This is a genomic window from Streptomyces sp. NPDC041784, assembly GCF_055591025.1.
The window spans coordinates 359,930-379,743 of sequence record NZ_JBVJAB010000008.1; the positions used below are offsets into that span (position 1 = coordinate 359,930).

At 70.9% G+C, this 19,814-nt stretch carries 15 protein-coding genes; 7 read left to right on the forward strand and 8 right to left on the reverse strand.

Going from position 1 to position 19,814, the window contains the following annotated elements; genetic code table 11:
• Positions 1–51: 51 nt before the first annotated feature.
• The 3 genes from ACZ6D7_RS20290 to metH all read right to left on the reverse strand — a co-directional run bounded on the left by ACZ6D7_RS20290 (position 52) and on the right by metH (position 6,464).
• Complete coding sequence (locus tag ACZ6D7_RS20290) at positions 52–1,659, reverse strand: ABC transporter substrate-binding protein (protein ID WP_469492151.1); 1,608 nt, start codon at positions 1,657–1,659, stop codon at positions 52–54.
• A 466-nt stretch (positions 1,660–2,125) separates the two neighbouring features.
• Positions 2,126–2,824: an HAD family hydrolase gene (locus ACZ6D7_RS20295; RefSeq protein WP_469492153.1), complete on the reverse strand. Its 699-nt coding sequence runs from the start codon at positions 2,822–2,824 to the stop codon at positions 2,126–2,128.
• Positions 2,825–2,945: 121 nt separating this feature from the next.
• On the reverse strand, positions 2,946–6,464 hold the full coding sequence (metH, locus tag ACZ6D7_RS20300) for a methionine synthase (protein ID WP_469492155.1): 3,519 nt from the start codon (positions 6,462–6,464) through the stop codon (positions 2,946–2,948).
• Positions 6,465–6,793: 329 nt separating this feature from the next.
• On the opposite strand from metH, the gene ACZ6D7_RS20305 reads away from it, so the two are divergent.
• From ACZ6D7_RS20305 to ACZ6D7_RS20335, 7 genes are all read left to right on the forward strand, one after another.
• Entirely contained in the window at positions 6,794–7,558 is a 765-nt protein-coding gene (locus tag ACZ6D7_RS20305) for an IclR family transcriptional regulator (RefSeq protein WP_469492156.1), read from the forward strand.
• Between the two features lie 457 nt (positions 7,559–8,015).
• Positions 8,016–8,810, forward strand: coding sequence for an MIP/aquaporin family protein (locus tag ACZ6D7_RS20310; RefSeq protein WP_469492158.1), 795 nt, complete (start codon positions 8,016–8,018; stop codon positions 8,808–8,810).
• Positions 8,811–8,951: 141 nt separating this feature from the next.
• Positions 8,952–10,490, forward strand: coding sequence for a glycerol kinase GlpK (gene glpK, locus ACZ6D7_RS20315; RefSeq protein ID WP_469492160.1), 1,539 nt, complete (start codon positions 8,952–8,954; stop codon positions 10,488–10,490).
• A gap of 9 nt (positions 10,491–10,499) precedes the next feature.
• Positions 10,500–12,116: a glycerol-3-phosphate dehydrogenase/oxidase gene (locus ACZ6D7_RS20320; RefSeq protein WP_469492162.1), complete on the forward strand. Its 1,617-nt coding sequence runs from the start codon at positions 10,500–10,502 to the stop codon at positions 12,114–12,116.
• 250 nt (positions 12,117–12,366) lie between these two features.
• Positions 12,367–13,152 (forward strand): nucleoside phosphorylase, encoded by a 786-nt coding sequence (locus ACZ6D7_RS20325; RefSeq protein WP_469492164.1) that lies wholly within the window; start codon positions 12,367–12,369, stop codon positions 13,150–13,152.
• A gap of 128 nt (positions 13,153–13,280) precedes the next feature.
• Entirely contained in the window at positions 13,281–13,952 is a 672-nt protein-coding gene (locus ACZ6D7_RS20330; protein ID WP_469492166.1) for a FadR/GntR family transcriptional regulator, read from the forward strand.
• A 166-nt stretch (positions 13,953–14,118) separates the two neighbouring features.
• Positions 14,119–15,045 carry a PAC2 family protein gene (locus ACZ6D7_RS20335; protein ID WP_469492168.1) on the forward strand — a complete coding sequence of 309 codons (927 nt, stop codon included), beginning with the start codon at positions 14,119–14,121 and terminating at the stop codon, positions 15,043–15,045.
• A gap of 111 nt (positions 15,046–15,156) precedes the next feature.
• Here ACZ6D7_RS20335 and ACZ6D7_RS20340 read toward each other — a convergent pair whose 3' ends face one another.
• From ACZ6D7_RS20340 to ACZ6D7_RS20360, 5 genes are all read right to left on the reverse strand, one after another.
• A complete protein-coding gene (locus tag ACZ6D7_RS20340) occupies positions 15,157–16,131 on the reverse strand; it encodes an SMP-30/gluconolactonase/LRE family protein (protein ID WP_469492169.1) in 975 nt (324 codons plus the stop codon).
• A gap of 181 nt (positions 16,132–16,312) precedes the next feature.
• Positions 16,313–17,542, reverse strand: coding sequence for a cysteine--1-D-myo-inosityl 2-amino-2-deoxy-alpha-D-glucopyranoside ligase (gene mshC, locus ACZ6D7_RS20345; RefSeq protein WP_469492171.1), 1,230 nt, complete (start codon positions 17,540–17,542; stop codon positions 16,313–16,315).
• Positions 17,543–17,643: 101 nt separating this feature from the next.
• The gene (locus tag ACZ6D7_RS20350; protein ID WP_469492173.1) at positions 17,644–18,477 is read right to left on the reverse strand and encodes an SCO1664 family protein; all 834 of its coding nucleotides are present in this window, start codon (positions 18,475–18,477) and stop codon (positions 17,644–17,646) included.
• Positions 18,441–19,031: a DUF3090 domain-containing protein gene (locus ACZ6D7_RS20355; protein ID WP_469492174.1), complete on the reverse strand. Its 591-nt coding sequence runs from the start codon at positions 19,029–19,031 to the stop codon at positions 18,441–18,443. Before ACZ6D7_RS20355 ends, ACZ6D7_RS20350 begins: the two co-directional genes overlap by 37 nt.
• Before the next feature lie 87 nt (positions 19,032–19,118).
• Positions 19,119–19,805: a histidine phosphatase family protein gene (locus ACZ6D7_RS20360; protein ID WP_469492176.1), complete on the reverse strand. Its 687-nt coding sequence runs from the start codon at positions 19,803–19,805 to the stop codon at positions 19,119–19,121.
• Positions 19,806–19,814: the final 9 nt, after the last annotated feature.

Consider the following 19,814-nt stretch of genomic DNA (forward strand, 5'->3'; position numbering starts at 1 on the left):
CCGTCCCGGGCCCTGGCCGCGAAAAACGTATCACCAGACGATAAGTGCGATTCAGTTGCTCACGCCGCGGCCGAGTTCCCACAGCTGAAGGGTCGCGGAGGAGTTCAGCGCGTAGGCCGTGCCCGTGATGTCGGTGCTGGCGGCCACGTACTGCTTGCCCTGCCACAGCGGCAGCACCGGGACGTCGTCGGCGACGATGTCCTGGATCTCGGTCAGGCTCTTGCCGGCGCTGAGGCGGTCGGCCTCGCGGCGGGACTGCGGGATCAGGTTGTTGATGATGTCGCTGTTGGCGTAGGGGGACTTGAGGAAGTTGTCCTTGTCGAGGAACGGCGCGACGAAGTTGTCGGCGTCCGGGAAGTCGGGGAACCAGCCCATGCCGTAGACGGCGTACTGGCCCTTGCGCTCTGCCGGGACGAAGCTCTCCCAGGCGGTGCCCTTGACGCTGACGTCGAACAGGCCGCTGTCGTTCAGCTGCTTCTGGAGCAGCTCGAACTCCTTCTTGGTGGCCGGACCGTAGTGGTCGGTCGTGTAGTTCAGCGTCAGCTTGACCGGCGTGGTGATGTCCGCCTCGGTCAGCAGGGCCTTCGCCTTGGCGACGCTCGGGTCGCCGTAGGTGTTGAAGAACGAGTTGGAGTGGCCCGTGAGGGAGGCCGGGACCAGCGAGTAGAGCGACTCGGCCTGGGAGCCGTAGACCTCGGAGACCAGGTGGTCGCGGTCGATGACCTGGGCCATCGCCTGGCGCACGGCCTTCGACTTCACCTCGGTGGCCTTGGTGTTGAAGGCGAGGTAGCGGATCTCGAGGCCGCCGATCTCCACCAGGTCGATGTCGCTGTCGGCCGCGGCGTCGGAGAGCTTCTGGATCTGCTCCGGCGACATGGTGCGGGTCATCAGGTCGATGTCGCCCTTTTCGAGGGCGGTGCCCATGTCGTCGGCGTCCTCGTAGGACACCATGTCGACCTCGTCGTTCTTCACCTCGAGCGTCCCCTTGTAGTTGGGGTTCTTGGTGAGCACGGCCTTGGTCATCTCGTCGCCGTCGGTGTCGGCCTTGAGGGTGTAGGGCCCGGAGCCGTCGACCGAGAAGCCCTCGCGCAGCTTGTCCTTCTCGTAGTCGTCGGGGTTGACGATGCCGGCGACCGGGGTCGACAGCTTGAACGGGAAGGTGGCGTCGGCGGTCTTGAGGTGGAAGATGACTTCGTTGTCACCCTGCGTCTCGACGGTGTCGATCGTGGACAGCAGGGCGAAGACGCCGGAGTCGGCCTTGATGGCCAGGGCGCGGTCGATGGAGAACTTGACGTCCTCGGCGGTGATCGCGTCGCCGTTGGAGAACTTCAGGCCGTCGCGGAGCTTGCAGGCGTAGCGCTCGTTGCCGCTGTCGGTGAAACCGCAGGACTGGGCCGCCTCGGGGACGGGCTCGCCCTCGCCCTTGGGCTGGATCATCAGGGTCTGCACGGTCTGGCGCAGGATGTTCCAGGTGCCGACGTCGTAGGAGTAGGCGGGGTCGAGCGGCGCGGGGGCGTCCTTGGTGGCGGTGAACCGGTCGGTGGTGCCCACGACGATGGCGTCGCCGCCGCCGCTGCCGCTGTCGGCCCCGCCGCAGGCGGCGAGCACGGGCGCGAGCAGACCCACCACGGCCGGCAGCACCAAAGTCTTGCGGTTCATGCTCGAGTTTCTCCAGAGCTGTCGGTCCGTGTACCCAGCATGCAAGGTTGTCGCGGCGGATCACGGGCATAGGGGTGATGTTCCGCGAAGAGATTAGTCCGGACCGACACGAGGGTTCGCCGCCACCGGAGTTGAAAAGCCATCACGCAGCGAAACCGTATGCGAACGCATTGAAAAACCGTCAGCGGAACGATCCGCGCAGCTGTCCATCAATCGGGACACAAGGGCGCGCCTGAACGCCGGGAACGGGGCGTCCGCGCACAGGCCCGACCCCCTGTCGACCCCGCCTGACGTGGGGAACGTCACACCGTCAACAATCTACGCGCGTCCGAGATTGAACCGTTACCGAAGATCGGAATTCCACCGTGCGCACATCCGCCGAATTCACTTGCTAACGGCGGCGCACGCTGGGTGAACGCCTATCGCATTTCCGTCATCGGCCGATCACCAATGATCGCGGGCGTGATCATCGGAGCGGCATGAGGCCGCGGAGAAATGCCAGGTCGACCGCTTCGAGCGAGGGCACGACGGTGCGCCGGGCGCCCGCCGGGATCGGGGCCACGGAGGGCACCGCGACGACATGGCAGCCCGCCGCCTCCGCCGCGGCGACCCCGGTGGCGGTGTCCTCGACGACGGCGCACCGGGCCGGGTCCACGCCCAGTCCGGCGGCCGCGAACAGGTACGGGTCGGGGTACGGCTTGGTGCGCACGACCTCGTCCCCGGCCACCGTCAGGGCGAAGTACTGGGGGCCGAGCGAGGCGAGAACCCGGTCGATGATGCGCCGGTGCGAGGCGGAGACGAGGGCCGTGGGCACCTCGTACTCGGCCAGCTCGGCGAGCAGCCGGGCGGCTCCCGGCATCAGGGGCAAGGCGCGGGTGATGCGGTCCTCGAAGCCCTCGTTGAGCAGGACGGACAGTTCGGCGAGGGTGATGTCGGCCCCGGTGGCCTCGATCAGGAACCCGGCGCTGCGGCTCATCGGACCGCCGACCACGACATGGCGCCAGGAGTCGTCGAGGGAGTGGCCGAGTCCGGCGAAGATCTCCACCTCGACGTCCCACCAGAAGCCCTCGGTGTCGACGAGGGTGCCGTCCATGTCGAGGAGCACGGCCTGGAGGGCCGAGCCCTCGGCCGTGCGGGTTACTGGCGCGGGAACCGTGCTGGTCATCCACGTACCTCCTGTGAGGGACGAGCAGGCCGGTTCCCGCGGGGGAACCGGCCTGCTGTGGACCGACCAGTGTACGACTTATCGGATCAGTGTGCCGAGTGAGACACGCCGCACCGCACGGTCACCGTGCGTTGAAGTACTTCGCCTCGGGGTGGTGGATCACGATGGCGTCCGTGGACTGCTCGGGGTGCAGCTGGAACTCCTCGGACAGGTGGACGCCGATCCGCTCGGGCTGGAGCAGCTCGGCGATCTTGGCGCGGTCCTCCAGGTCGGGGCAGGCGCCGTAGCCGAGGGAGAAGCGGGCACCGCGGTACTTCAGGGCGAACATGTCCTCGATCTCGGCGGGGTCCTCGCCGGCGAAGCCGAGTTCGGAGCGCACGCGCGCGTGCCAGTACTCGGCGAGCGCCTCCGCGAGCTGCACGGACAGGCCGTGCAGCTCGAGGTAGTCGCGGTAGGAGTCGGAGGCGAAGAGCTTCGCGGTCTCCTCGCCGATGCGGGAGCCGACGGTGACGACCTGGAGGCCGACGACATCGGTCTCGCCCGACTCCTGCGGGCGGAAGAAGTCCGCGAGGCAGAGCCGGCGGCCGCGGCGCTGGCGCGGGAAGGTGAAGCGGGTGCGTTCGTTGCCGTGCTCGTCCAGCAGGATCAGGTCGTCGTCCTTGGACACGCACGGGAAGTAGCCGTAGACCACGGCGGCTTCCAGGAGGTTCTCGGTCTGGAGCTTGTCCAGCAGGCCGCGCAGGCGCGGGCGGCCCTCGGTCTCGACGAGTTCCTCGTACGTCGGTCCGTCGCCGGTGCGGGCCTGCTTCAGGCCCCACTGGCCCTTGAACAGCGCGCCCTCGTCCAGCCAGGTGGCGTACTCCTTGAGCTGGATGCCCTTGATGACGCGGGTGCCCCAGAAGGGGGGCTCGGGGAGGGGGTTGTCGATGGCGACGTCGGAGCGGACGTGGCCCTCCTCCGGGTGCTCCTCGACCTCCACGGCGGCGGCGCTCGCCCGGACCCGGCGCTGCTTCAGCTCGGGCAGCTTGGCGCCGGGCACGCCCCGCTTGACGCCGATGAGGGCGTCCATCAGGCGCAGGCCCTCGAAGGCGTCGCGGGCGTAGCGGACCTCGCCCTCGTAGATCTCGTGCAGGTCCTGCTCGACGTAGGCGCGGGTGAGGGCGGCGCCGCCGAGGATCACCGGGTAGTCGGCGGCGAGGCCGCGCTGGTTCAGCTCCTCCAGGTTCTCCTTCATGATCACCGTGGACTTGACCAGGAGCCCCGACATGCCGATGACGTCGGCGCGGTGCTCCTCGGCGGCGTCGAGGATCGCGGAGACCGGCTGCTTGATGCCGAGGTTGACGACGTTGTAGCCGTTGTTGGACAGGATGATGTCGACGAGGTTCTTGCCGATGTCGTGGACGTCGCCGCGCACGGTCGCCAGGACGATGGTGCCCTTGCCCTCGGCGTCGGACTTCTCCATGTGCGGTTCGAGGTGGGCGACGGCGGTCTTCATGACCTCGGCGGACTGCAGGACGAACGGCAGCTGCATCTGGCCGGAGCCGAACAGCTCGCCGACGACCTTCATGCCGTCCAGGAGGGTCTCGTTGACGATGTCGAGGGCCGGCCGGGTCTCGAGGGCCTGGTCGAGGTCGGCCTCCAGGCCGTTGCGCTCGCCGTCGATGATGCGGCGCTTGAGGCGCTCCTCCAGCGGCAGGGCGGCCAGTTCCTCGGCCTTGCCGGCCTTGAGGGACTTGGCGGTGGCGCCCTCGAAGAGCTGCATGAGCTTCTGGAGGGGGTCGTAGCCCTCGGCGCGGCGGTCGTGGATGAGGTCGAGGGCGGTCTGGACCTCCTCCTCGCTGAAGCGGGCGATCGGCAGGATCTTCGAGGCGTGGACGATCGCGGAGTCCAGGCCCGCCTTGACGCACTCGTCGAGGAAGACGGAGTTCAGCAGGATGCGGGCGGCGGGGTTGAGACCGAAGGAGATGTTCGACAGGCCCAGGGTGGTCTGGACGTCGGGGTGGCGGCGCTTGAGCTCGCGGATGGCCTCGATGGTGGCGACGCCGTCGCCCCGGGACTCCTCCTGACCGGTGCAGATGGTGAAGGTCAGGGTGTCGATGAGGATGTCCTCCTCGCGGATGCCCCAGTTCCCGGTGAGGTCGTCGATCAGCCGTTCGGCGATCTCGACCTTCTTCTCGGGGGTGCGGGCCTGGCCCTCCTCGTCGATGGTGAGGGCGATCAGGGCGGCGCCGTGCTCCTGGGCCAGCCGGGTGACCTTGGCGAAGCGGGACTCGGGGCCGTCGCCGTCCTCGTAGTTCACGGAGTTGATCACCGCGCGGCCGCCGAGCTTCTCCAGGCCCGCCCGGATGACCTCGACCTCGGTGGAGTCGAGGACGATCGGCAGGGTGGAGGCGGTGGCGAAGCGGCCGGCCAGTTCCTCCATGTCGGCGACGCCGTCGCGGCCGACGTAGTCCACGCAGAGGTCGAGCAGGTGCGCGCCCTCGCGGATCTGGTCGCGGGCCATCTCGACGCAGTCGTCCCAGCGGCCGTCCAGCATGGCCTCGCGGAACTTCTTGGAGCCGTTGGCGTTGGTGCGCTCACCGATCGCGAGGTACGAGGTGTCCTGGCGGAAGGGGACCGTCTGGTAGAGGGAGGCGGCGCCCGGCTCCGGGCGGGGGCTGCGCTCGGCCGGGGTGAGGTCGCGGACCCGCTCGACGACCTGGCGCAGGTGCTCGGGGGTGGTGCCGCAGCAGCCGCCGACCAGGGACAGTCCGTAGTCGCGGACGAAGTTCTCCTGGGCGTCGGCCAGCTCCGGCGCGGACAGCGGGTAGCTGGCGCCGTCCTTGCCGAGCACCGGCAGGCCCGCGTTCGGCATACAGGCGAGCGGGATGCGGGCGTTGCGGGCCAGGTAGCGTAGGTGCTCGCTCATCTCGGCGGGGCCGGTGGCGCAGTTCATACCGATCATGTCGATGCCGAGCGGCTCCAGGGCCGTCAGGGCGGCGCCGATCTCGGAGCCCAGCAGCATGGTGCCGGTGGTCTCGACGGTCACGGAGACGATCAGCGGCACGTCCAGACCGGCGGCGTCGCGGGCGCGGTGGGCGCCGAGCACGGCGGCCTTGGTCTGGAGCAGGTCCTGGGTGGTCTCGACGATCAGCGCGTCGGCGCCGCCGGCGATGAGGCCCTCGGCGTTCTGCTGGTAGGCGTCGCGCAGGGTGCCGTAGGCGACGTGGCCCAGGGTGGGCAGCTTGGTGCCGGGGCCGATGGAACCGAGGACCCAGCGGCCGCGGCCGTCGCGGGCCGCGAAGGCGTCGGCGGTCTCGCGGGCGATACGGGCACCGGCCTCGGACAGCTCGTACACCCGCTCGGGGATGTCGTACTCGGCCATCGCGGCGAAGTTCGCGCCGAAGGTGTTGGTCTCGACGCAGTCCACGCCCGCGGCGAAGTACTCCTCGTGCACGGAGCGGACGATGTCGGGCCGGGTGACGTTGAGGATCTCGTTGCAGCCCTCGAGGTTCTGGAAGTCCTCGAGCGTGGGGTCCTGGGCCTGGAGCATGGTGCCCATGGCTCCGTCGGCCACCACCACTCGGGTGGCCAGGGCCTCTCGTAGCGCGGACACACGGGTCCGGCTGTCGGCGGAAGGGGTCGGCGGCACAGAGGCCATGGATGGGCTCCCTCGAATGCGACGGCTGTCGGCTTTGCGTCACCTCAGGATGCGGGCGGAACGGCTTCCCGAGGAGTGCGCACGCCGTCAGGGTAGCCGGGTCGGGGGCCGTATGGTCAGGGCGTCCAGGGGACGGACATGGATGTCGCCCGGCCACCGGCGGGACACGAGCAGGTCTCTCCCGGGTTCCTCCCGGGAGACGAGAGGCGTAACAGGTGTCGACCGACCATTGGCGAGAGGTCGACATGGACCGGTAGTGTTCGACATTGCCGAACGACGTTTATTGACATCCGTCGTGGACGGTCGAAGGGGACGGAGGCAGGACGGCGATGGCACGGAACATCCAGTCGGTCGAACGGGCGGCCGCGATGCTGCGGCTGCTCGCGGGCGGCGAGCGGCGGCTGGGCCTGTCGGACATCGCCTCGTCGCTGGGCCTGGCCAAGGGCACCGCGCATGGCATCCTGCGCACCCTCCAGCTGGAGGGCTTCGTCGAGCAGGACGAGCCGTCCGGGCGCTACCAGCTGGGCGCCGAGCTGCTGCGCCTGGGCACCACCTATCTCGACGTGCACGAGCTGCGCGCGCGGGCCCTGGTGTGGACGGACGACCTGGCCCGCTCCAGCGGGGAGAGCGTCCATCTGGGGGTGCTGCACCAGCAGGGCGTGCTGATCGTGCACCACGTGTTCCGGCCCGACGACAGCCGGCAGGTCCTGGAGATCGGGGCCATGCAGCCGCTGCACTCCACGGCCCTGGGCAAGGTCCTCTCCGCCTACGACCCGGTCGCGCACAGCGAGGCGCTGGAGGCCGACCGCAAGGCCTTCACGGACCGCACGGTGTGCGAGCTGGAGGATTTCGAGCACCTCCTCGACCTCACGCGCGCGCGTGGGTACGCGGCGGACGTGGAGGAGACCTGGGAGGGCGTGGCGTCCATCGCCGCACCCATCCACGACCGGCGGCGGATGCCGGTCGGCGCGGTCGGCATCACCGGCGCCGTCGAGCGGCTGGCCCGGGACGGCGAGCTGCGCCCCGAGCTGATCGCGGCGGTGCGGGACTGCGCCCGCGCGGTGTCGCGGGACCTGGGCGCCGGGCGCTTCTGACGGGCCGAGGGCTCCGGGAACGCCCGAGAGACCCGTACGGGAACGTCTGAGAGACACGTACGGAAACGCCTGAGAAGCGCGTACGGGAACATCTGGGAATCACGTCAGAGCACACCGGAAGGCCGTACGGCGTTCCGGTGTTCGCCATACCCTCAAAACGCCCCACAATGGAACATTTACGGTGAGAGTGGCGCTCACCATCCGAAGGTCACCGGAAGACCGATAGCCCACAGCGATCAATAACGATCGCGCTTTCGATAACCGGACTCTTGACGCACACGTAACCCCGGAGCAAGACTCCCGTCCATCGGTCGGCATTGTCGAACACCTACCGGCAATACGCGCTAGAGTGTGGCAACGCCATGGGCCGGCAATCGCTCTCACCCCCGAGGGCAAGCTCGAACCTCCGGAGGGACCCGGGGTTCGGTCCCCTGGACGAAGGACAAAGGAGTCGCGGGTGTCCAGCTCCGACATCTTCATCGGCGAGACCATCGGTACCGCCATACTCATCCTGCTCGGCGGTGGCGTCTGCGCCGCCGTGACGCTGAAGGCCTCCAAGGCCCGCAACGCCGGCTGGCTGGCCATCACCTTCGGGTGGGGTTTCGCCGTACTGACGGCCGTCTACACCTCGGCCCCGCTCTCGGGCGCCCACCTCAACCCGGCCGTGACGCTCGCGCTCGCGATCAAGGACGACGACTGGAGCAACGTTCCGGTCTACTTCGCGGGCCAGCTCCTCGGTGCCGCGATCGGCGCGACGCTGGTCTGGGTCGCCTACTACGGCCAGTTCCACGCGCACCTCACCGACAAGGAGATCGTCGGTGGCCCCGGGGCGCAGGCCACCACGGCCAAGGCCGTCGAGGCCCAGGAGCAGGGGGCCGGCCCGGTGCTGGGCGTCTTCTCCACCGGTCCGGAGATCCGGGTCGTCTGGCAGAACCTCGCCACGGAGATCATCGGCACCGTCGTGCTGGTGCTCGCCGTGCTCACCCAGGGCCTGAACGACAAGGGCAACGGCCTCGGCAACCTGGGCGCCCTGATCACGGCGCTCGTGGTCGTCTCGATCGGTCTGTCCCTCGGCGGTCCGACCGGGTACGCGATCAACCCCGCCCGTGACCTCGGTCCGCGCATCGTGCACGCCCTCCTGCCCCTGCCCAACAAGGGTGGCTCCGACTGGGGCTACGCCTGGATCCCGGTGGTCGGTCCGCTGATCGGCGGCGCCATCGCGGCAGGCATCTACAACGTCGCCTTTGCTTAAGAGCACCACGTGCACGAAGAGCACGAAGAGCATGCTGAGCAAGAACGCCCACGGCCTTCACGCCACGCACGCACCGAGCACCGCTCACAGGCACCGCGCCGTACGGACAGCCCCCCATCCACGGAACCTCAGGAGCACACCGTGACCGACGCCCACACCGCCGGCCCCTTCATCGCCGCGATCGACCAGGGCACGACCTCGTCCCGCTGCATCGTCTTCGACAAGGACGGCCGGATCGTCTCGGTCGACCAGAAGGAGCACGAGCAGATCTTCCCGAAGCCGGGCTGGGTCGAGCACAACGCCAACGAGATCTGGACCAACGTCCAGGAAGTCGTCGCCGGAGCCATCCAGAAGGCCGGCATCACCCGTGACGACATCAAGGCCATCGGCATCACCAACCAGCGCGAGACCACCGTGCTGTGGGACAAGAACACCGGTGAGCCCGTCCACAACGCCCTCGTCTGGCAGGACACCCGCACCGACTCGCTCTGCAAGGAGCTCGGCCGCAACGTCGGCCAGGACCGTTTCCGCCGCGAGACGGGCCTGCCGCTCGCGTCCTACTTCTCCGGTCCGAAGGCCCGCTGGCTGCTCGACAACGTCGAGGGCCTGCGGGAGCGCGCCGAGGCGGGCGACATCCTCTTCGGCACCATGGACACCTGGGTCATCTGGAACCTGACCGGCGGTGTCAACGGCGGCCGCCACGTCACCGACGTCACCAACGCCTCCCGCACCCTCCTCATGAACCTGCACACCATGGAGTGGGACGACAAGATCGCCGAGTCCATCGGCGTCCCGCTGGCGATCCTCCCGGAGATCCGTTCCTCCGCCGAGGTCTACGGCGAGGTCACCGGCGGCAAGCTGGGCGACCTGCTCGGCGGCATCCCGGTCGCCTCCGCGCTCGGTGACCAGCAGGCGGCCCTGTTCGGCCAGACCTGCTTCTCCGAGGGCGAGACCAAGTCCACCTACGGCACCGGCACCTTCATGGTGATGAACACCGGTGACAAGATCATCAACTCCTACGCGGGCCTGCTGACCACGGTCGGCTACAAGATCGGCGACCAGCCGACGGTCTACGCGCTCGAGGGCTCGATCGCCGTCACCGGCTCCCTGGTGCAGTGGATGCGCGACCAGATGGGCCTGATCTCCACCGCCGCCGAGATCGAGACGCTCGCGCTCTCGGTCGAGGACAACGGCGGCGCCTACTTCGTACCGGCCTTCTCCGGCCTGTTCGCCCCGCACTGGCGCTCCGACGCCCGCGGTGTGATCGCCGGCCTGACCCGGTACGTCACCAAGGCGCACCTCGCGCGTGCCGTCCTGGAGGCCACCGCCTGGCAGACCCGCGAGATCGCCGACGCCATGGTCAAGGACTCGGGCGACGAGCTCGTAACCCTCAAGGTCGACGGCGGCATGACCTCCAACAACCTGCTGATGCAGACCCTCTCCGACGTCCTGGACGCACCGGTGGTGCGCCCGATGGTCGCCGAGACCACCTGCCTCGGCGCCGCCTACGCCGCCGGTCTCGCCGTCGGCTTCTGGTCCAGCACCGACGAACTGCGCGCCAACTGGCGCCGGGCCGCCGAGTGGACCCCCCACATGGACGCGGAGACCCGCGACCGTGAGTACAAGAACTGGCTCAAGGCCGTCGAGCGGACCATGGGCTGGATCGAGGACGAGGAGTAAGAACCCCCAATGACCAGTCAGCCCACCCTGCAGTCCGTGCCTGCCCTCGGCACCCGCCCGGCCTCCGGCTCCAACCCGAGCCGCGCCGAGACCCGGGAGCAGCTCTCCAAGGCGTCGTACGACCTTCTCGTGATCGGCGGCGGCATCCTGGGCATCTCCACCGCCTGGCACGCCGCGCAGTCCGGCCTCAGGGTGGCCCTGGTCGACGCCGGCGACTTCGCCGGTGCCACCTCCTCCGCCTCCTCCAAGCTTCTCCACGGCGGTCTGCGCTACCTGCAGACCGGCGCGGTGAAGCTGGTGGCGGAGAACCACTTCGAGCGCCGTGCGGTCTCCCGCCAGGTGGCCCCCCACCTGGCGAACCCGCTCACCTTCTACCTCCCCGTGTACAAGGGCGGGCCGCACGGCGCGGCGAAGCTCGGAGCGGGCGTCTTCGCCTACTCCGCGCTGTCGGCCTTCGGCGACGGCGTCGGGCACCTGCTCTCGCCGGCCAAGGCCGCGCAGGACGTGCCCGAGCTGCGCACCCAGAACCTCAAGGCCGTGGCCGTGTACGGCGACGACCAGATGAACGACGCGCGCATGGCGCTGATGACGGTCCGCGCGGCCGTCGAGGCGGGCGCGGTGGTCCTCAACCACGCCGAGGTCACCGGGCTGCGCTTCACCCGCAACCGGGTGACGGGCGCCGACCTGCGCGACCGTCTGACCGGCGACGAGTTCGGCGTGAACGCCCGTCTCGTGCTGAACGCGACCGGCCCGTGGGTCGACCACCTGCGCAGGATGGAGGACCCGAACGCGGCGCCGTCCATCCGGCTCTCCAAGGGCGCGCACCTGGTCCTGAAGCGCACCTCCCCCTGGAAGGCCGCGCTCGCGACCCCGATCGACAAGTACCGGATCACCTTCGCCCTCCCCTGGGAGGACATGCTGCTGCTCGGCACGACCGACGAGGAGTTCGAGGGCGACCCGGCGGACGTCTCGGTCACCGAGAAGGACACCGCCCAGATACTCGACGAGGCCGCGTTCTCCATCCGCGACCAGCAGCTCGACCGTGACCTCATCACCTACGCCTTCGCCGGTCTGCGGGTGCTGCCGGGCGGCCCCGGCGACACCGCCAAGGCCAAGCGCGAGACGGTGGTGACCGAGGGCAGGGGCGGCATGCTGTCCGTGGCGGGCGGCAAGTGGACCACCTTCCGCCACATCGGCCGTACGGTGATGCAGAAGCTGGAGGCGCTGCCGGGCCACCCGCTCGGCGACGACTTCGAGCCGATCTCCTCGCTGCCGAAGAAGCTCCCGCTGCCCGGCGTGGCCAACCCGCGCGCGGTCGCCCACCGGCTGCTGGTGGACAACCCGGCGCCGGGCCCGCGCATGGCGGCGGACACCGCCAAGCACCTGGCCACCCACTACGGTTCGCTGGCCTTCGACATCGCCCGGCTGGCCAACGACAACCCGGAGCTGGGCGAGCGGGTCCACCCGGACGCCCCGGAGATCTGGGCGCAGGTCGTCTACGCCCGTGACAACGAGTGGGCCGAGACGCAGGACGACGTGCTGCGCCGCCGTACGACGCTGACGATCCGCGGTCTCGCCACGGACGACGTCCGGGCCAAGGTCCAGGACCTGCTCGACAAGAAGTGACCCGTCCGACCGCGAACGGACCCTGCGCCGGCCCACTCCCCTGACCGGGCCGGCACCGGGGGGACGGCCCCGCCGTACCGGGGCCAGAGCCACGAAAGGGGCGGCTCCTCGCCGATGGAGCCGCCCCTTTCGCCTGTCCCGTCGTTCACGGGGAAGTTCGCGCGGGACCTGACCGCCGGTCATGGTTGGATCGGTCTCGTGTCACGGCGGCCCGCCGCCGTCGCCGTCCCCGTCCCTCTGGAGCGCGTTCATGACGCAGGACCTCCTGCCGGTCACCCGCATACCCCGCGCCGGTCTGCCCGCGCACGCCGTGGTCGTCGGCGACCCGGCGCGCGCGGCGGCCGTCGCCGCGCTGCTGGACGGTGCCGAGGAGGTGTCGTACCACCGCGAGTACCGGGTGTTCAGCGGCCGTTGGAAGGGCCTGCCGGTGGTCGTCGCCTCGCACGGGGTGGGCGCGCCGGGCGCGATCCTGTTGTTCCAGGAGCTGGCGGACGCGGGGGTGCGCACCTTCCTGCGGCTGGGCACGGCGGGCGCGATGAGGCCGGGGATCGGCGACGGCGATCTGGTCATCGCCGAGGCCGCCGTCCGCGACGACGGTGTCACCCACCAGCTGCTGCCCCCGGAGTTCCCGGCGGTCGCCGCCCCCGAGGCGGTGTTCGCGCTCGCGCGCGCGGCCCGTGAGCAGGGTGCCCCGCACCACCGGGGGATCGTCTGGACCCGGGCGGCCTTCCGGCCCGGCCTCCTCCCCCTCTTCTCCTACGAGGGCGCCGGACTCGCCGCCATCGAGATGGAGTTGTCGGCGCTGCTGGTCACCGCCTCCCTGCGCGGGCTCGTCGCGGGCGGTGTGCTGGTGATCGACGGGGCGAACGCCGACGAGCTGGTCGACGAGGACGCCACCGGCGGCTACGACCCGCACCGCGAGGTCGTCGCGGCCGGCGTCGAGCGCGGCGCGGTCGTGTCCCTGGAGGCGCTGCGCCTGCTGGCCGCGCCGGCCTTCCTGGACGCACCGGAGCCGCCGGACGGCACCGGGGCGTGACCGCCGGTCCGCGGGTGCCGGTCCGATCACTCCCCACCCGGGCGATCACATGCTCATAATGTCCTGAGACATCCGATGTCTGAGCGGGTCGGAGTCCGTGCAGGTCGGAGAGCGACAGGAGGCCGGTCATGGCAGTCACCGACGAGGCGATCGAGAAGATCAAGGGCATGATCGTCTCGGGTGCGCTGCGCCCCGGGGACCGGCTCCCCAAGGAGAGCGAGCTGGCCGCCGAGCTGGGTCTGTCCCGCAACTCCCTGCGGGAGGCGGTGCGCGCCCTGTCGCTGATCCGGATCCTGGACGTGCGCCAGGGCGACGGCACGTACGTCACCAGCCTCGATCCGCAACTGCTGCTGGAGGCACTGAGTTTCGTCGTGGACTTCCACCGCGACGACACGGTCCTGGAGTTCCTGGCGGTGCGCCGCATCCTGGAGCCGGCCGCGACGGCGATGGCCGCGCTGCGGATCAGCGCGCAGCAGCTCGACGCGCTGGAGTCGCAGCTGGACAAGCTGGGCGACGCGCCGTCGGTGGAGGAACTCGTCGCCGGCGACCTGGAGTTCCACCGGGGCATCGTGCAGAGCGCCGGGAACTCGGTGCTGTGCTCGCTGCTGGACGGTCTGTCCGGGCCCACCACCCGGGCCCGGATCTGGCGGGGCCTGACCCAGGAGGACGCGGTCACCGGCACCCTGCGCGAGCACCGGGCGATCCTGGCGGCGCTGCGCGACCGGGACGCGGAGGCGGCGCGGTCGTGGGCGACGGTGCATATCGCGAGCGTGGAGCAGTGGCTGCGCTCCACGCTGTGAGAAAGCTGTGCTCCGGCGCGCGCGGACGTCCGGGCCGGGGGGTGTTCGGGGGTGGCGAACGGGGCAGTGATCCGTTCACTCCCCCGTGCAAGGGGGCTGCGGGCGCCCCTGCAGAACGCCGTAAGGTTGGGTGGTCAGGCGAGGGCACGTCGGAAGGAGGCACTGGGTGATCGAGCTCGAGGGGGTACCCGAGCTGATCGACCCGGTCATGGTGGCCGCGTTCGAGGGCTGGAACGATGCCGGCGACGCCGCTTCCACCGCGGTCGCGCACCTGGAGCGGGAGTGGAAGGGCGAGGTGTTCGCGGCGCTGGACGCCGAGGACTACTACGACTTCCAGGTGAACCGCCCCACGGTGTGGATGGACGCCGGCGTGCGCAAGATCACGTGGCCGACGACAAGGTTGTCGGTGGTGCGGGTCGGCGGCGAGAAGCCACGGGACCTGGTGCTCGTACGCGGAATCGAACCGTCCATGCGCTGGCGCTCGTTCTGCAACGAACTGCTCGGCTTCGCGCACGAGCTGGGCGTGGAGCTGGTCGTCATCCTGGGCGCACTGCTGGGTGACACCCCGCACACCCGTCCGGTCCCGATCAGCGGTACGACGTCCGATGCCGATCTGGCGCAGCGGATGGACCTGGAGGAGACCAAGTACGAGGGCCCGACGGGCATCGTCGGCGTTCTCCAGGAGGCGTGCACGCACGCGGGTGTGCCCGCGGTGTCGCTGTGGGCGGCCGTGCCGCACTACGTCTCGCAGCCGCCGAACCCGAAGGCGACGCTGGCCCTCCTCAACCGGCTGGAGGACCTGATCGACGTGCGCATCCCGCTGGGCGAGCTGCCCGAGGACGCGCGCGCCTGGCAGGTGGGCGTGGACCAGCTGGCGGCGGAGGACAGCGAGGTCGCGGAGTACGTGCAGACGCTGGAGGAGGCCCGGGACACCGCGGAGCTGCCGGAGGCGTCGGGCGAGGCGATCGCCCGTGAGTTCGAGCGCTATCTGCGGCGCCGCGACGGCGGCGGCCCGCCCGGCCCCGGGGAGCGGACGCGGCCCCCGAAGCCGCCGAAGCCTCTGGGCGACGACGAGGATTCGTCGGAGGACTGATCAGCGGGTCATGAGCAGAGGGGTGGGGGGGGGGGGGGGGGGGGGGGGGGGGGGGGGCCCCCCCCCCCCCCCCCCCCCCCCCCCTCCACCGTTTCCGCGTCATGTTCCGCGTCACGCCGGTACGGCGACCACCGCGTACGTCGTGGCCGGGGTCGGCGTGGTGGTGAACCGCGCGTTGGGCAGGTAGAGCCGGTCCCCGTACCGCGCGACCGTGGTCGGCACGTCGAAGTCCGGGTCGGTGATCCGGCTCCGGAAGACCCCGCTGCGGCCGTCGGCGGCGAGCGTGAACACGTCGATCGCGTTCTGCCGGTTCTGGACGACGTACAGCGTCCGTCCGACGCGCAGCAGCCCGTCGCCGTTGGTGAGCGGGGCCGCGTCCCCGAGGTCGACCAGCCGGGTCACGCCGGTGCGCGCGTCCACCCGGTGCAGCGCGCCGACCCCGGACTGCACGACGAGCAGCGCCGAGCCGTCGGGCGTGCGGGTGATGCCGTTGGCGTTCACCGCGCCCTCGGCCCCCTGGACCCAGTCGCCGCTCAGCGGGAGGCGTACGACGTCGTCGGCGGCCGGGAGTTCACCGCGCCGGCCGAGCGGGAGGGCGTACAGGACGGGCTGGTAGGAGTCGGTGAACCAGGCCGTGCGCGGGGTGAGGAACACGTCGTTGGTGAACGTGGGGGTGGTGGCGGTCAGTCGGTAGGAGGCGAGGATCTCGCCGCTGCGCACGTCCACCACCCGGGCGCCGATGTCGCGTCCGGCGACGAACAGCCGCCCTTGGTCGTCGAGTTTGAGGCCCACGGAGGGGGTGCCGGGGCCGGTCGAGATGATGCCGCCCTCGCCGGTGCGCAGGTCGGCCCGGTAGATCGAGCCGTCGCCGAGCGAGCCGAGGTAGGCGTAGGGGCCGCGTCCGATGGCGATGCCCTCGGGGCGGAAGCCGTCGGGGAGGGCGATCACGTCCGGTCGGGAGGTGGTCGCGGGTGCGGTCGCGTGGGCGGGCGTGCCGAGCGAGGCGGCGCCCAGGGTCGCGGCGCCGATCGCGAGGAGCCGGCGACGCGAGAGGGGGTGTGCGAAGGAACCGTGCGTGGGTGCCACGGAGCGTCCTTCCGCGAAGGGACCGGCAGTTGGCCGGTCCGACGGTCAACTGGTGTCCACCCCACCACAGGGACCCCGGTGGCCACAGCTGCCGACCGCCGGTCGACAGCATCTCGACAGTGAGCGAGGGGCGCTTCCCGCACCCTGCGGGGGCGCCCCTCGCCGACGCGTTGCCTACGCGTTACAGCGCGACGCCCAGCAGGGCGTCCACGGCCCGGGAGACGACACCGGGCGCGCCGATGTCGGTGCCGCCCGTCTCCTGCTGGAGCGCGGCCCAGCGGTCGACGGCGGCCAGCGCGGCCGGGGCGTCGAGGTCGTGCGCGAGGGCCTCGCGGATCGCCTCGACGAGCGCCTCGGCGGGCGGTCCGTCGGGCCGGGAGACGGCCGCGCGCCAGCGTCCGAGCCGGGCGACGGCGTCCGCCAGCACCTGGTCGGTCCACTCCCAGTCGGAGCGGTAGTGGTGGGCGAGCAGGCTGAGCCGGATCGCGGCGGGGTCGACGCCGTCCGCGCGCAGCCGGGAGACGAAGACGAGGTTGCCCTTGGACTTGGACATCTTCTCGCCGTGCAGGGCGACCATGCCGGCGTGAACGTACGCCTTGGCCATGGGGAACTCGCCGGTGAGCACCTGGGCGTGTGAGGCGCCCATCTCGTGGTGCGGGAAGGCGAGGTCGGAGCCGCCGCCCTGGACGTCGAAGGTCATGCCGAGGTGGTCCAGCGCGATGGCGACGCACTCGATGTGCCAGCCGGGGCGGCCGCGGCCCAGCGAGCCGCCGTCCCAGCTGGGCTCGCCCTCGCGGGCGGCCATCCACAGCATCGGGTCGAGCGGGTTCTTCTTGCCCGGCCGGTCCGGGTCGCCGCCGCGCTCGGCGGACAGCAGCCGCATGGCGGCGGCGTCGAGGTTCGAGACCTGGCCGAAGTGCGGGTCGGACTCGACGGAGAAGTAGATGTCGCCGTCGAGTTCGTAGGCGGCGCCCGCGTCCCGGAGCCGCTCGACGAGCGGGACGATGCCGGGTATCGCCTCGACGGCGCCTATGTAGTGCTGGGGCGGGAGCATCCGCAGGGCGGTCATGTCCTCGCGGAAGAGGGCCGTCTCCTTCTCGGCGAGGGCGACCCAGTCGACGCCGTCGCGGTCGGCGCGCTCGAGCAGCGGGTCGTCGACGTCGGTGACGTTCTGGACGTAGTGAACCTGCCGCTTGGTGTCGAGCCACACGCGCTGGACGAGGTCGAACGCGTTGTAGGTCGCCGCGTGACCCATGTGGGTCGCGTCGTACGGCGTGATACCGCAGACGTAGAGACGGGCGACGGGACCGGGGTCCAAAGAGACCAGACCGCCGGTCGCGGTGTCGTGGATCCTCAGGTCGCGGCCCTGACCGGGCAGGGCGGGGACCTCGGAAGCGGGCCAGGCATGCATGTCATGAGCGTAACCGGACCGGAGTTGCGTTTACGAACCGGAGTGGGCCGGATGACCGGGAAGGCACTCTTGCCCGATCCCGGCCGGTGTGCATCGGCGGCTCACACCGGCGGCCAGGGGATCGCCGGCCACTCCCCGCTCGGCTCCGGGTGCCTGCCGGACTCCAGCAGCGCGTCGACCCGCGCGCGCGTGGCGTCGACCTCGGCGGGGGTGACGAGCGCGGCCAGGGTGCCCGTGAGCTGCCCGGAGGGCTCCAGGGCGCCCTGGAGGCCCTTGAGGACCTCGACGGCCTCCCCGGTCAGCGGCTCCCCCGCCCAGCCCCACAGGAGGGTGCGCAGCTTGTCCTCGGTGTTGAAGGTGACCCCGTGGTCGATGCCGTACAGCCGGCCGTCGGCGGTGGGCAGCAGATGGCCGCCCTTGCGGTCGGCGTTGTTGATCACCGCGTCGAGGACGGCGAGCCGCCGCAGCCGCTCGTCGTCGGCGTGCACCAGCAGCGCGGTGCGGCCCTCGCCGACCTCGGCGAACCCGATCGCCTTCCAGCCCGGCTCCGGCTCCTCCCCGTCGACCAGGGCGAGCAGCTCGGACTCCGGCGCCACCTCGATCCACAGCTGGCACATGCCCTCGCCGTACGGGCCCTCGCGCAGCACGGTGGGCGGCACGAGGTCCCAGCCGGTCGCCCGGGACACCTCGTACGCGGCGACCTCGCGCCGGGCGAGGGTGCCGTCGGGGAAGTCCCACAGGGGTCTCTCCCCGGCGACGGGCTTGTAGACGCAGGCCGCCTCGCGGCCCTCGTGCGTGACGGTGCAGTACAGGGCCGCGTTGGAGGCGTCACGGATACGGCCGCGCACGGTCAGCTCGCCCCGGGCAAGCAGGTCGGCGAAGGCCGGGTCGGTGGCGGTCACGCCCCGCGACGGTATCCGTTCTGGCGCGGACATACGTGTCCTTCCGGGTCGAGCGGCAGACTGCACAGCGGGCACGGCGGCCGGCCGGCGTTGACGACGTCGAGGGCGCGCTTGGCGAAGGCTCTGGCCTGGGCGCCGGTGAGCCGGACCCGCAGCATCGGGGGGCCGTTCTCCTCGTCCTGGAGAAGCCGTTCCTCCGCCTCGGCGAGGTCCTCCTCGGAGTCCGCCTCCAGCTCCACCAGGGCCTGCGCCTCGACGATCATGCGCTGCTCCTCGCCGTCCCAGGCGAGGGCCATGGTGCCGACCCGGAACTCCTCCTCGACGGGGGCGTCGAGGGGGCCGGTGTCGGTGTTCTCGGCGGGTGCCACGGCGGGCACGGCGGCGCTGCCGCCGCTACGGCGTACCACCTCGTCCAGCAGTTCGTCCATGCGCTCGGCGAGCGCGGCGACCTGGGTCTTCTCCAGGGCCACACTGGTCACGCGGGAGCCCGCGGTGGCCTGGAGGAAGAAGGTACGGCGCCCGGGCAGTCCGACCGTACCGGCCACGAAGCGGTCCGGGGGGTCGTAGAGGAACACCTGACGGGACACGTCCTGTCTCCATGGGAGTCGGGGTTTCGGAAACGTCCATGCGTGTACGCGCGTGTGTGGACCGCTTCACCCTACTGCGGGCGACGATCACGGTGCGCCCGCGCCGCCGCCGACCGTCGCGTCACCGGTCGGTGGTTCCTCGCGCGGCGCGAGGGAGGCGAAGTCGCCGGTGTCCCCGAGGCGCACGAGAAAGGGCCGTAGCCGGGTGTAGCGGATCGCGGTGACGGAACACGGTTCCACGGAGATCCGCTGGAAGAGGTCGAGATGAAGACCGAGGGCGTCCGCCACGAGCGACTTGATGATGTCGCCGTGCGAGCACATCAGATAGACGGCGTCGGCGCCGTGGTCGCGCTCCACGCGCGCGTTCCACTCACGGACCGCCTCGGCGGCGCGGGTCTGCATCGCGCGCATGGACTCGCCGCCGGGGAAGGCGGCCGCGGACGGGTGCGCCTGCACGACCTCCATCAGGGGCTCGTCCTTCAGCTCGGCGAGCTTGCGTCCGGACCAGTCGCCGTAGTGGCACTCCCCGATCCGCTCGTCGGTGTGCGAGCGAAGCCCGGGGCGGGCCTCCAGGAGCGGCCGCAGGGTCTCCTGGCAGCGCTCCAGGGGGCTGGCCACGACCTCGGAGAGCGGCAGTCCCGCGAGCCGGCCGGGCAGCGTGGCGGCCTGCGTGATGCCGCGCTCGTCGAGGCTGACGCCGGGCGTCCACCCGGCGAGCACTCCGGAGGTGTTGGCGGTCGAACGTCCGTGCCGGACGAGGATCAGGGTGGGCATGCGGCCCAG